This window comes from Mesorhizobium sp. LCM 4577, from assembly GCF_001854795.2.
Taxonomy (GTDB): domain Bacteria; phylum Pseudomonadota; class Alphaproteobacteria; order Rhizobiales; family Rhizobiaceae; genus Mesorhizobium; species Mesorhizobium plurifarium.
The window spans coordinates 783,563-795,360 of sequence record NZ_MDDU01000001.1 but is presented as its reverse complement, the minus strand read 5'-3'; the positions used below and the strand labels follow the sequence as shown (position 1 = coordinate 795,360).

Here is an 11,798-nt window from a genome sequence, read left to right as displayed (position 1 = left end):
GGCAGTCATTCCCAGCATGAGCCTCGTCAAGAAATTCGCCACCGTCGCCTCCGGCACGCTGATGAGCCGCGCGCTGGGTTTCGGCCGCGAGATGCTGATGGCGGCGGCGCTCGGCACCGGGCCGGTCGCCGATGCCTTCAACGCCGCCTTCCAGTTCCCCAATACCTTCCGCCGGCTGTTCGCCGAAGGCGCCTTCAACGCCGCTTTCGTGCCGCTCTTCGCCAAGGAGATCGAGCAGCACGGCAATGAAGGCGCCAAGCGCTTCTCGGAGGAAGTGTTCGGCGTGCTGTTTTCGGCGCTTTTGGCGCTGACCATCGCGATGGAACTCGCGATGCCGCTGATCGTGCGCTACCTGGTGGCGCCGGGCTTCGCCGACATTCCGGGCAAGTTCGAGACGACCGTCACGCTTGCGACGATCATGTTCCCTTATCTCATCTGCATGTCGCTCGGCGCCATGATGGCGGGCATGCTGAACTCGCTGCGCCGCTATTTCGCGGCGGCGATCGCGCCCGCCTTCCTCAACATCATCCTGATCAGCGTGCTCGCCTATGCCTGGTATCACGGGCTCGACGCGCATGATGTCGGCTTCGGGCTGTCCTGGGGCGTGCTGGCGGCGGGCATCGTGCAGCTCGCCATCGTCTGGGTGGCGGTGCGCCATGCCGGCATCTCGATCGGCTTCCGCCGGCCGAAGATGACGCCCAACGTCAAGCGGCTGCTGATCCTGGCGCTGCCGGCGGCGATCACCGGCGGCATAACCCAGATCAACCAGCTGATCGGCACGGCGATCGCCTCGGGGCAGAACAGCGCCGTGTCCTCGCTCGCCTATGCCGACCGCATCTACCAGCTGCCGCTCGGCGTCGTCGGCGTGGCCGTCGCCATCGTGCTTTTGCCGGAACTGTCGCGGGCGCTGAAATCGGGCAATCTGATCGAGGCCGCCAATCTGCAGAACCGCTCGGTCGAGTTCACCCTGTTCATGACGTTGCCGGCGGCCGCCGCACTCTGGGTGATGTCGGAGCCGATCGTGCGGCTGGTCTATGAGCGCGGCGCCTTCGCCGCCAACCACTCGACGCCGATTGTCGCTTCCATCCTCGCGATCTTCGGCCTCGGCCTGCCGGCCTTCGTGCTGATCAAGGCTTTCACGCCGGGCTATTTCGCGCGCGAGGACACGCGCACGCCGATGATCTTCGCAGCAATCTCGGTCGGCGTGAACGTCGCCACCGCATTGACTTTGTTCCCTTCGATGGGCGCGCCGGGCATCGCGGTGGCCTCGGCCGTCGCCGGCTGGGTCAACGCGCTGATGCTGCTCGGCATGCTGATCAGGCGCGGCCATTGGGGCCGCGACATCCCGCTCTTGAAGCGTATTCCGCGGCTGGTGCTGTCGGCGGCGATCATGGCGACGGCGCTTTACTTCGCCGAACACTACTTCGCCGCCAGGCTCGGTCCCGGCTCGCCGCTGGTGGTGAAGGCGACGACGCTGTTCGCGCTGGTCGGCGGGGGTGCGGCGCTCTATTTCATCGCCGCCTTCGGCACCGGCGGCGCCGATTTCGGCATGATCCGCCGGAACGTTCGGCGCGGGTCGAAGACAACGCCGCCTGTTACGGAACAGTCTCCAGATCCGTGAGCCTGAATTCGTCTGCCGTAGAGAGCATCGGAACGGCGTAATAGCGAGCGCAAGCGTAGTGGAAACAATCCGCCATGTTCAGGCGCATGGCGTTGCTGCGAAATCGTGACGCGGCCTCAATGGATAGCGACGCTGCCTCGGGCGCCGGCGGAAGCTCGCGTAACGCAATTGCGCGTTCTTCGAGAAAGCGGCCTACAATCTCCGCACTTCTGACGACCGGTATGGCCAGCTTTTCCGGCCGAGCTAGCGCCATGGCGGCTTCCCACACGGCGATGGCGGAAGTGAACGGTGCCGATGCTTCGGTGACCGCTCGCGCGCAGCGTTCGGCTTCGACCTCGTTGCTCAGCATCGCGACGATGGCTGCTGCGTCGACAAACATCAGTCGTCGCCCGACAATTCATCGTAGACCGAGCGAGGCAGCGGCTTGCGCGCTTGCTCGCTGAGCTTGATCCCAAATTCAGCCCGCAACCGCGCCGCCGTTTCCAAAGGCGTTTCACGATTGCGGCGACGCTCCAATGCCTCCCGCATCGCAATCACGATCGCCTCGGTGAGACCGACCCCTTCGACTTTAGCGAAGGCCCGTGTCAGCCTGTCGGCTTCCTTGTTGTTGATGTTGATGGTCATGTCTACATTTCTGCGTGTAGCCAGTAGTATGTAGTTCCATCCACGGAGTGTCAATTGTGAGCTCGTCTCAATTGGCTCAATTCCAAGCTCTTGATCCCACAACCACCTTCGTTCATAAGCGCGCCGTCGAAAGACTTTCGCCGCGCGCGAAACGGCCCTCCACAAGCCATGAGGACATCATGACCGCCTTCAAGCCACTCGTCTTTTCGGGCGTCCAGCCGACCGGCAATCTGCATCTCGGCAATTATCTCGGCGCCATCAAGAAATTCGTCGCCCTACAGGAACAGTCCGACTGCATCTATTGCGTCGTCGACCTGCATTCGCTGACGGCGCAGCTCGTGCACCAGGACCTCGGCGACCAGACGCGCTCGATCACCGCAGCGTTCCTGGCCTCCGGCATCGACCCGAAGAAGCACATCGTCTTCAATCAGTCGCGGGTCATCCAGCACGCCGAGCTGGCCTGGATCTTCAACTGCGTGGCACGCATCGGCTGGATGTACCGCATGACGCAGTTCAAGGACAAGGCAGGCAAGGACCGCGAGAACGCCTCGCTCGGCCTGCTCGCCTATCCGAGCCTGATGGCCGCCGACATCCTGCTTTACCGCGCCACCCATGTGCCGGTGGGCGAGGACCAGAAGCAGCATCTGGAGCTCACCCGCGATATCGCGCAGAAATTCAACAACGACTTCTCCGAGAAGATCGCGGCGCTCGGCGTCGGCGTCGAGATGAGGATAGGCGAGGAGACGGTGAACGGCTATTTCCCGATCACCGAACCGGTCATCGGCGGCCCGGCGGCGCGCATCATGAGCCTGCGCGACGGTTCCAAGAAGATGTCGAAGTCGGACCCGTCTGACCTCTCGCGCATCAACCTGACGGACGACGCCGACACCATCTCGAAGAAGATCCGCAAGGCCAAGACCGATCCGGAGGCCTTGCCGAGCGAGATCGACGGGCTGGAAAGCCGGCCCGAGGCGGAAAACCTCGTCGGCATCTATGCCGGCCTGGCGGAGATCTCGAAGGAAGACGTGCTGAAGCAATATGGCGGCCAGCAGTTTTCCGTGTTCAAGCCGGCGCTTGCCGACCTTGCCGTGGAAAAGCTGGCGCCGATCGCTGCGGAGATGCGCCGCATCGAGGGCGACCGCGCCTATGTCGATGCCGTGCTCAAGGATGGCGGCGACCGCGCCCGCGCGATCGCCGAGGGCACGATGAAGACGGTTCGCGACATCATCGGCCTGCTGCAGGACTGATCGACAAGTAGTTGTTTCGACGCAATTCCGGACGGAAAACCGCTACACACTTTTCCTGGAATTGCTCTGGGACCATTGCCGTACCGGCCGGCGGCTTGCCGCCGGTCCGTGGCGGTGGCAGATTGCGGCTGAAACCATACCGAGCAGATAGACATGGTCTCCAAACGCCTCAGCCGCGAAGCCGGGCATCGCAGAAAATTCCTGGCGATCATCGACGACACGCCGGAATGCGAGCGCGCCGTCGCCTATGCCTCGAAGCGGGCGCAGCACACCAGCGGCGTGCTGGTACTGCTCTATGTCATCGAGCCGGACGATTTCCAGCACTGGCTGGGCGTGGAAAAGATCATGCGCGAGGAAGCAAACGCGACGGCGCGCGGGGCACTCGACGGCTACGCCAACAAGGTGCGTCAGAGCGTCGGCATCGAGCCGGAACTGGTCGTGCGCGAAGGCAAGCCGACCGAGGAGATCCACAAGCTGATCGAGGACGATCAGGACATCGCCATCCTGGTGTTGGCGGCCGGCGCCGGCAAGGAAGGCCCGGGACCGCTGGTCAGCGCGGTTGCCGGCCGCGGCGCGGCTTTCCCTATTCCAGTGACGGTGGTGCCGCAGAACCTGTCCGACGAAGAGATCGACAGTCTCGCTTAAGCCATCTCAATCGGGCGACCGCCAACCCGACCACCGCGACCCACTTCAAAACTCATGGCGGAGGCGATAAAACATTCCGCCAGCCAGCCGTTCGCAGCGACGCGTTTCGCTTGAATGTCCAGCCGATAGAGCCTATTTAGAACTATTCCAAACTATCGGCCCGCGAAGGGCCTGGAGATACCCATGTTCATCCAGACCGAATCGACGCCGAATCCGGCGACGTTGAAGTTTCTTCCCGGCAAGGAAGTGCTGCGCGAAGGCACCGCCGATTTCCGCAACGCCGAAGCCGCGGCGGAGGCCTCGCCGCTGGCCGGCCGGCTGTTCGAGATCCCGGGCGTCACCGGGGTTTTCTTCGGCTATGATTTCATCACGGTGACCAAGGACGGCCCGGACTGGCAGCATCTGAAGCCGGCGATACTCGGCGCCATCATGGAGCATTTCATGTCCGGCGCGCCGGTCATGGCTTCGGCCGCTCCGGCGAGCGAAGCCGGCGGGACCGGCGAGTTCTACGACAAGGCCGACGAGGAGCTGGTGCTGACCATCAAGGAACTGCTCGATACGCGGGTGCGTCCGGCCGTCGCGCAGGACGGCGGCGACATCACCTTCCGCGGTTTCGAGAACGGCACGGTGTTCCTGCATATGAAGGGCGCCTGCGCCGGCTGCCCGTCGTCGACGGCGACGCTGAAGCACGGCATCCAGAACCTGCTTCGTCACTTCGTTCCCGAGGTGCAGCAGGTCGAGCAAGTCGCCTGAGAGTCCGCCAGCCGCGTGGCGGCGGAGCGAGTTCTGATCCAGAACGCAGAAAACAAAAAACCGGGCCCCAACAGCCCGGTTTTTTGTTTTCAGGACGTCTTGTTGTTGCCTAGACGGTCCGCTTGCGAAACTCTTTAGTTGACCATGATCTTTTCCGAAAACCGGCTTCCACCTTTCGGGATCATGGTCCTTACATCACGATGACCTTGGCGCCGACCGACGTGCGGTCGTAGAGGTCGATAATATCCTGGTTCATCAACCGGATGCAGCCCGACGACATCGCCTTGCCGATCGAGAACCATTCCGGGCTGCCATGCAGGCGGTAGCCCATGTCACCGCCCTTGTTGAAGAGATACATGGCGCGCGCGCCGAGCGGGTTCTTCAGACCCGGCTCCATGCCGCCGGCAAATTTGGCGAGCTCGGGCTGGCGCTTGATCATCGGCGCCGGCGGCGTCCAGGTCGGCCATTCGCGCTTCAGCGCGATATGGGCGGTGCCGTGCCATTCAAAACCTTCGCGGCCGACGCCGATGCCGTAGCGCATCGCCATGCCGTCGCCTTCGATGAAGTAAAGGAACTTGTTCTGGGTATCGACGATGATGGTGCCCGGCTTCTCGGGGGAGTCATACCGCACTTCCTGGCGGTGATACCTGGCGGGGACTTTTTCGATCGGGATGCGCGGCAGCTGATAGCCGGCATCGGTCATCGCGCCATAGTTGTTGGTGAACATTTGCCCRCCGATGGTGCTGCACCCGCTGATCGCGGTCGACAGCGCAAGAGCGGCGAGGATTGCAAATGACTTCAAGCGCATGAATAGGTCCGACGCCCCGTCTCTATGGCAGCGGCACGAGTCGGCCGCTTTGCTGCCATCATTCATGCTGGCATTTCTTTTGCTTGCCAAGCGCGCACTGCCTATATGCAAGACCTTACCTGCCGGTAAGTGCCGAACTGCGGCATTTCGGCAACAGGGTTCACAGGATTGTGAAACAAAATCAATGAGGCGGCTCATAGAGCCGCCTGGAGTCCAAGGAGAGTGCCATGAATGTCGGTGATGCCGCCGAGCGTTCCGGCCTGCCGGCCAAGACCATCCGCTACTATGAGGAGATCGGCCTGATCCGCCCGGCGCGGGCCGGGAACGGCTATCGCGACTACTCCGGCGACGACGTCCATCGGCTGGCCTTCCTGCGCCGTGCGCGCAATCTCGGCTTCTCAATCGAAGATTGCAGGCAGCTGATGGCGCTCTATGAGGATCGTGGCCGCGCCAGCCACGACGTGCGCGAGATCGCCGCCGCCCATGTCAGGGCGATCGAAGAGAAGGTGCGTGAATTGCAGTCGATGCGCTCGACGCTGCAGAAGCTCATCCATGCCTGCCATGGCGATGACAGGCCGGACTGCCCGATCCTGGACGACATGGCGGGCGCGGCGGACCAAGTATCCGCCTGAAAGAAATTACCCGCCGCGATATTGCGTGGGCGAGGCGCCGAAGCGAGCCCGGAACCGCCGGTTGAAATAGGATACGTCGTTGAAGCCCGCGGCGAGCGCGATGTCGCTTACCTTCGTGGCGTCGTTGCGGATGTCCGACAGCATGGCGCATGCCTTGCGCAGCCGTAGCTCCAGCACGCGCTCGGCAAAGGTGCTGCCGCTCTCGAGCAGAAGCGTGTTGAGATATCGACGCGAAAGCCCGATCGCACGGGCCACCATCTCCGTCGACAGCGCCGGGTCGGTGAAGCGTAACTCGATCAYCGCCAAAGCTTCACGCAGCCGCGCCGCGCGCAGCCCGCGGCCGATCGCGATCTCCGCGGCATCGCCCTTGGCCCCCAGCGCCAGCACGATCAGATCGGCCAGCGCCGTTCCGGCCTGCCGCGAAAGCGCCGGCTCCTCATCCACCTCCTCGGATCGAAGCAGGAAGTCGATCATGCGCTCCAGATGGCGCACGGCGGGACTTGCCGGGTCGAGCCGCGTCACCGGGCGGTCGTCGGCATGCGGCACCTGTCTCAGCAACGAGGCGCGGGGGATGGAGGCCAGGACCCATGACGTGACGCCGTCGGTGAAGCTGCGGCAGGGCTGGGCGACGTTGTAGGCGATGCCGTTGCCGAGCCGCAGCGACAGATCGCAATCGGCGACCGACCATATCTGCGGCTTGGGGCTGCGGTAGAATCCGACGAAGATATCGTCGCGGTCGTTGGCGACATGCCGGCGCGTGCGCACATAGTATTCGGTCGTGGTCTCGAACAGGCCGACGCGAAGCTCGCCGAGGAAGCGCATCTTCGTCGCCGTCGCGAAAGGCTTGTCCTCGGCATGCCTGATCTCGGCATTGCCAAGTTGCTCCATCCACATGTCGCGCCAGAGGCGAAAGCGATCCCTGTCGCTCAGATGCGCTGGCAGGCTGGCCGACGAAAAATCGATCTTCTGCATGGATGGAAATCTGTTTGCCCCGTTCTCAGCCTAGCACGACTGTGCCAGCGGGGGTCGACCAAAAAGAAGCCAAAAGGCTCCCCAGTCCAATCCTAGAGCCACCCGGTCCAAGCTGTGATCATTTGGATCGGTGTTCGTTGCAGCCGCGCCACATTCCCAATCGATTTCAAACCGCGCCCGCCCATCCAATGCCGGAGCCCGTCCGTCCAAGACGGCAGCCGCAAAATCAGCCATGGCTGCACGTGCCAAGATCAATTTCGGGGACTTTCGCATGAGATTTTTGCACGCGGCCGGTATCGTGATCGCAAGCATGTTGCCGCCGGCGGCTTGGGCGGCCGACATGAACGCCGTGAGGCAAGCGCCGGCCCGGGACTGGAGCGGGTTCTATCTTTCCGCCGGCGGCGGGTTCGGCTGGTGGAGCGCCGACCAGTACACCGATTTCGGAGGCTTTCCTGCGCCGGGACCGTCGGTGGGGACCAGCGGCAGCGGCGGCTTCGCCACCGTAGGCGGGGGCTATGACTGGCAATTCACCCCCAATTGGGTGGCCGGCGCCTTTGCCGACGCGCAGTTCGGCGACATCAGGGGCTCGATCAAGGCGCCCTTCGAGCAATATTCTGGCACCACGAGCAACAGGCTGAACTTTGCCGCGGGGCTTCGTCTCGGCGTACTGGCCACTCCGGACGCGCTGATCTACGTGGATGGCGGCTACAGCCACGCCGAGTTCACTGGCTCCGGCCTCGACCCGGCGCCGCTCGTGCCCTTGAGCGTTGCGGGGCAACATTATGGCGGTTGGTTCGTGGGCGGCGGCGTCGAGAACACGCTCGACTTCACGGGCATCGCTTCACCGGGCTGGTCCATGAAGACCGAATACCGCTTTGCCGACTACGGCCGCAGAAGCGCGGGCATGTATGTCGAAGCCACCGGAGCCCCGGACAGCGCCATTTCCTTCAAACCGACCGTGCAGACGCTCTCGCTGTCGCTGGTCTACCGATTCAACGAGGCGGGAAACGCCAGCTTCTGAGACCGTGTCAGCGCTTCCAGAAATCGCGATGCGGGGCGAGCAATTCGTCGGCGATTTCGGGAAAGGGGCCGAAGACCTCGATCTTCTTCTGGCCGGAGGCGAAGACGGTGCGCGAGGCGAGGTTCATCGTCGGATTCTCCTCGTGATCGCCGGTGAGCGCCAGGAGGCTGGTTTCCTCGACCCCATAGACCAGGCGCCCGATATTCGCCCAGTACATCGTGCCGGCGCACATCGCGCACGGTTCGAAGGTCGAGACCAACGTGCATTGCCACAGGAACTCAGGCTCATAGGCCGCCGCGGCGCGGCGGGCGAGCTCCGTCTCGGCATGGCGCACCGTGTCGAGATTGCCCTGCCGCATCAAAACGCGATCGTCCGGCCCGATCAGCACGCAGCCGAACGGATGATGCCCATGCACCGCCGCCTCGCGCGCGACGGCGTCGGCGGACCGGAGGTGGGCAAGCATCTGATCGCGGGTCATGGGGAAATCCTCTCAGGGCGAGATTGCTGCCGAGGGGCATGGTTAGCAAGACCTAATCTTGCGTGAACCACGGCCAAGCATCCCGCTTGGCTTTACGCTCCACGCATTTCCGGTTTGGTGCTATCTTGACGATTGTGCACAATGAGATTGCCGGCCATGAGTCTCCAGGAAGACATCGGACGGGTCGAGCAGCATATCCGCGAGATCGAACAGCGGATCGAGCGCCAGCGCGCGGTCATCGCCCAGGCTGAGGAAAGCGGCCTGCCGACGGACGGCCCGAGCAACTTCCTGTGGTTCCTGAAAGAGACATTGAGCCTGAGCCGCGACCACCTGGCCAGGCTCCTGGCGGATGAATTTCGAGCGGCGGATTCGCAATAAGGGTCCCCGAAGCCCTCATATTCCACGGGCTGTCAGGAATCCGCACTGACTCGATGGCCAAGCTCAGGAGTGCATCTGGCTGAATTCATCCGCCGGTTTGGGCCAGATCACCTTAAAGCTGGCCCGCCCGAGATGGCTGTCACGGGCGGGCTGTCAGGTCATCCCCAACGGCGGCACGACAAGCAGTGTTCCAGTCCTACGGGATGCGCCGCGCTGCACAACGTGGGAGGTCAGGCAATGTTCCCCCCGTTTTGGGCCGGGTCGCGCTAGATCGTGAACTCACAAACCGGCACCGTAATCGCGCTGGAGCGCGGGACCGGCTCGTCCCCAAGGTTACCCGCGCCCAACCGGCCTTTGTCCAGCCATCGGATCACAGCAGGATCCCGTCGCCTCGCACTAGCGACGGATTTCGACCGCCGGTCTGTATAATCGCCCGCCCTTTGGCGATTATATCTTTCACAGGACGCCGCATTCATCCGCTTGTTGGGCCTGAGTCGCTAGCTGTGCCCTAGCTTCCTGAGCGGCTTGGATAAAGCGGTCCACATCACCATCGGGAATTGGAAAGACTATGCATCGCCAGCCGTATGAAAACTCATACGGCATGTCTGCGCACCATCGTCAGAACGATAAACTTTGAACGATAGCGTGAAGTCTCGAGTCTCGACGTCTTCCTGCTTTACGAGCCGTTCCGACCAGAACCGCCGCCATCCTTTTGCTATAGATTGCCAATCCAAATGGCCGCTCCCCGGTTCAAAACCCAAGGTAGAAACCTATCGCCGGGCGGTTAAGTATTGTAAAATACAATCGCAGCTAGAGGTCAAACCGCTGGTCTGCGGGTGGGTCTAAGTAGGCTTTAGCGCCCTTGCCGCTCTCGGTAGAGCATCCAGAGCGGCACGGTTACCATAGCGAACGCCATTAAGGCCAACTCGACCCAGTAAGTAAATGGGTCAAGGGCTCGCTCTATGGGGTGATCCTTGAAAGGAATCCGGCTTGTCCAAAGGGATTGGGCAACCAGCCAGGCTAGAGCAAGCTCCATAGCGATTACAACGGCTCGCATCATAAACTTATTGGGTTGCCTCATGCGCTTTTCGTATCAGCGCTCCCGGCTTTTCAAAATATATAATCGTGCGCCCATTGCGGGTTCAAACCGTGAACAAAATCTGGCATGGTGCGTCCCATGCCCATCGTTTCCCCGATTCCCCTCAACCCGTTGATCGACGGCCGCCAGTCGGAGCGGGCCATGCTGGTGCGGCGCGGCGTGCAGCGGCTGCTCACCGAAATGGGCGCGCATGTGCTGCCGGAGCTGTCTTTGGCCACCGGGCGGCGCGCCGATCTCGTCGCGCTGACCAGGCAGGGCGACATCTGGATCATCGAGATCAAATCCTCGATCGAGGATTTTCGCGTCGACCGCAAATGGCCGGACTACCGGCTGCACTCCGACCGCTTCTTCTTCGCCACCCATCCCGGCGTGCCGGCTGACATCTTTCCCGAGGAATGCGGCTTCATCCTTTCCGACGGCTACGGCGCGGAGATCCTGCGCGATGCGCCGGAGCACCGCATGGCGGCCGCGACGCGCAAGGCGCTGATGCTGCGGATCGCGCGGGCGGGCGCCGCGCGGCTCCTGGCAGCCGAGCTTGCCGGCGTCGCCGTGCCGGCGCTGGACGGCGAGAGCGAATAGGTTCTTTTCCCGAGGATTAGGTGCCGGGGTCCTTGACGTCTGGCGTGGGGCCAGGCTCGAACCTCCCCTCGCCTGCGGCCGGCAAGAATTTTCATCTCGCACCGATGATTTTCGCTCATCCCGATTGTCTTCACCTACAGGCGCGTCCGGATGGCCGGCGGCCTGGAAGAGGTGATCACATGAAACCGTTGCAAAATCAGAATGTCGTCGTCGTCGGAGGCAGCCGGGGCGTCGGCCGCGCGATCGTGGAAGCCGCGCTTGGCGCGGGAGCGACCGTGCTTGCCGTCGCCCGAGGCGCCGCCGACCTGAAGCAGCTTGCCTGGGAACGCCCGGGCTTGAAGACATTGGCCGCGGATGCGACGGCGGAAGCCGCGCCGCAGGCGGTTTTCGATGCGCTGGCGCCCGACCTGCTGGTGGTCTGCGCGGGGGCGCTCGCCGCTGCCGCGCCGATCCAGGAGCAGAGCTGGGACGTCTTCTCGGCGAACTGGGAAATGGACGTCAAGGCATCGTTCCTGTTCTGCCGCGAAGCCCTCAAGGGTCGACTCAAAGCGGGCAGCCGGGTGGTGCTGATTGCCAGCGGCGCCGCCATCACCGGCGGCCCGCCGAATTCGGGCGGCTATGCCGGCGCCAAGCGCATGCAGATATTTTTGGCCGGCCATTGCCAGAAGGAATCGGACAAGCTCGGCCTCGGCCTGCGTTTCATGGCGCTTTCGCCGGCCCGCATCATGCCGGGCACCGGGGTCGGCGATCGCGGCATCGACAGCATCGCCGCCTATATGGGCATCCGCCCGGCCGACTTCCTCGCCAGCTTGAGCGACATGCAGACGCCGGACGATGTCGGACGGGCGGTGGTCGAGCTCGCGACAGGCAAGCCGCAGGGCAGTTCCTTCACGGTAAGCGGCAGCGGCCTTGCGGCGGCGGCATGAGGCGCGCAGGATGCG

Annotated in this window: 14 protein-coding genes; 9 read left to right on the top strand and 5 right to left on the bottom strand. The window is 63.2% G+C overall.

The window, feature by feature from the left end; genetic code table 11:
- Positions 1 to 16: 16 nt before the first annotated feature.
- Complete coding sequence (gene murJ, locus LCM4577_RS03790) at positions 17 to 1,621, top strand: murein biosynthesis integral membrane protein MurJ (RefSeq protein ID WP_041008137.1); 1,605 nt, start codon at positions 17 to 19, stop codon at positions 1,619 to 1,621.
- Here the strand turns inward: murJ and LCM4577_RS03785 are convergent.
- Positions 1,596 to 2,000 (bottom strand): type II toxin-antitoxin system VapC family toxin, encoded by a 405-nt coding sequence (locus LCM4577_RS03785; protein WP_040988650.1) that lies wholly within the window; start codon positions 1,998 to 2,000, stop codon positions 1,596 to 1,598. The genes murJ and LCM4577_RS03785 overlap by 26 nt on opposite strands.
- Positions 2,000 to 2,245, bottom strand: a complete 246-nt coding sequence (locus LCM4577_RS03780; protein ID WP_040988652.1) for a PSK operon transcription factor — start codon at positions 2,243 to 2,245, stop codon at positions 2,000 to 2,002. The genes LCM4577_RS03785 and LCM4577_RS03780 overlap by 1 nt, the downstream gene beginning before the upstream one ends.
- A 179-nt stretch (positions 2,246 to 2,424) precedes the next feature.
- On the opposite strand from LCM4577_RS03780, the gene trpS reads away from it, so the two are divergent.
- From trpS to LCM4577_RS03765, 3 genes are all read left to right on the top strand, one after another.
- Entirely contained in the window at positions 2,425 to 3,492 is a 1,068-nt protein-coding gene (trpS, locus tag LCM4577_RS03775) for a tryptophan--tRNA ligase (RefSeq protein WP_040988920.1), read from the top strand.
- 153 nt (positions 3,493 to 3,645) lie between these two features.
- On the top strand, positions 3,646 to 4,137 hold the full coding sequence (locus LCM4577_RS03770) for a universal stress protein (protein ID WP_040988654.1): 492 nt from the start codon (positions 3,646 to 3,648) through the stop codon (positions 4,135 to 4,137).
- A 183-nt stretch (positions 4,138 to 4,320) separates the two neighbouring features.
- Positions 4,321 to 4,890, top strand: coding sequence for a NifU family protein (locus LCM4577_RS03765; RefSeq protein ID WP_040994447.1), 570 nt, complete (start codon positions 4,321 to 4,323; stop codon positions 4,888 to 4,890).
- A gap of 190 nt (positions 4,891 to 5,080) precedes the next feature.
- On the opposite strand, the gene LCM4577_RS03760 is transcribed toward LCM4577_RS03765, so the two are convergent.
- A complete protein-coding gene (locus LCM4577_RS03760; protein ID WP_040988659.1) occupies positions 5,081 to 5,698 on the bottom strand; it encodes a L,D-transpeptidase in 618 nt (205 codons plus the stop codon).
- 227 nt (positions 5,699 to 5,925) lie between these two features.
- Here LCM4577_RS03760 and cueR point away from each other — a divergent pair, with 227 nt between their 5' ends.
- Complete coding sequence (cueR, locus tag LCM4577_RS03755; protein WP_071036406.1) at positions 5,926 to 6,330, top strand: Cu(I)-responsive transcriptional regulator; 405 nt, start codon at positions 5,926 to 5,928, stop codon at positions 6,328 to 6,330.
- A 6-nt stretch (positions 6,331 to 6,336) separates the two neighbouring features.
- Here cueR and LCM4577_RS03750 read toward each other — a convergent pair whose 3' ends face one another.
- Positions 6,337 to 7,302 carry a helix-turn-helix domain-containing protein gene (locus LCM4577_RS03750; protein ID WP_071069670.1) on the bottom strand — a complete coding sequence of 322 codons (966 nt, stop codon included), beginning with the start codon at positions 7,300 to 7,302 and terminating at the stop codon, positions 6,337 to 6,339.
- A gap of 232 nt (positions 7,303 to 7,534) precedes the next feature.
- Here LCM4577_RS03750 and LCM4577_RS03745 point away from each other — a divergent pair, with 232 nt between their 5' ends.
- A complete protein-coding gene (locus tag LCM4577_RS03745; protein ID WP_083354620.1) occupies positions 7,535 to 8,323 on the top strand; it encodes an outer membrane protein in 789 nt (262 codons plus the stop codon).
- 7 nt (positions 8,324 to 8,330) lie between these two features.
- Here the strand turns inward: LCM4577_RS03745 and LCM4577_RS03740 are convergent, their stop codons facing one another.
- Positions 8,331 to 8,801 carry a nucleoside deaminase gene (locus LCM4577_RS03740; protein WP_041008124.1) on the bottom strand — a complete coding sequence of 157 codons (471 nt, stop codon included), beginning with the start codon at positions 8,799 to 8,801 and terminating at the stop codon, positions 8,331 to 8,333.
- A gap of 141 nt (positions 8,802 to 8,942) precedes the next feature.
- Here LCM4577_RS03740 and LCM4577_RS03735 point away from each other — a divergent pair, with 141 nt between their 5' ends.
- The 3 genes from LCM4577_RS03735 to LCM4577_RS03725 all read left to right on the top strand — a co-directional run bounded on the left by LCM4577_RS03735 (position 8,943) and on the right by LCM4577_RS03725 (position 11,783).
- Positions 8,943 to 9,179 (top strand): hypothetical protein, encoded by a 237-nt coding sequence (locus tag LCM4577_RS03735; RefSeq protein ID WP_131803417.1) that lies wholly within the window; start codon positions 8,943 to 8,945, stop codon positions 9,177 to 9,179.
- Between the two features lie 1,177 nt (positions 9,180 to 10,356).
- Positions 10,357 to 10,857, top strand: coding sequence for an MmcB family DNA repair protein (locus LCM4577_RS03730; RefSeq protein ID WP_052458165.1), 501 nt, complete (start codon positions 10,357 to 10,359; stop codon positions 10,855 to 10,857).
- Between the two features lie 179 nt (positions 10,858 to 11,036).
- The gene (locus LCM4577_RS03725; protein WP_071036410.1) at positions 11,037 to 11,783 is read left to right on the top strand and encodes an SDR family NAD(P)-dependent oxidoreductase; all 747 of its coding nucleotides are present in this window, start codon (positions 11,037 to 11,039) and stop codon (positions 11,781 to 11,783) included.
- The last annotated feature ends 15 nt before the right edge of the window (positions 11,784 to 11,798 follow it).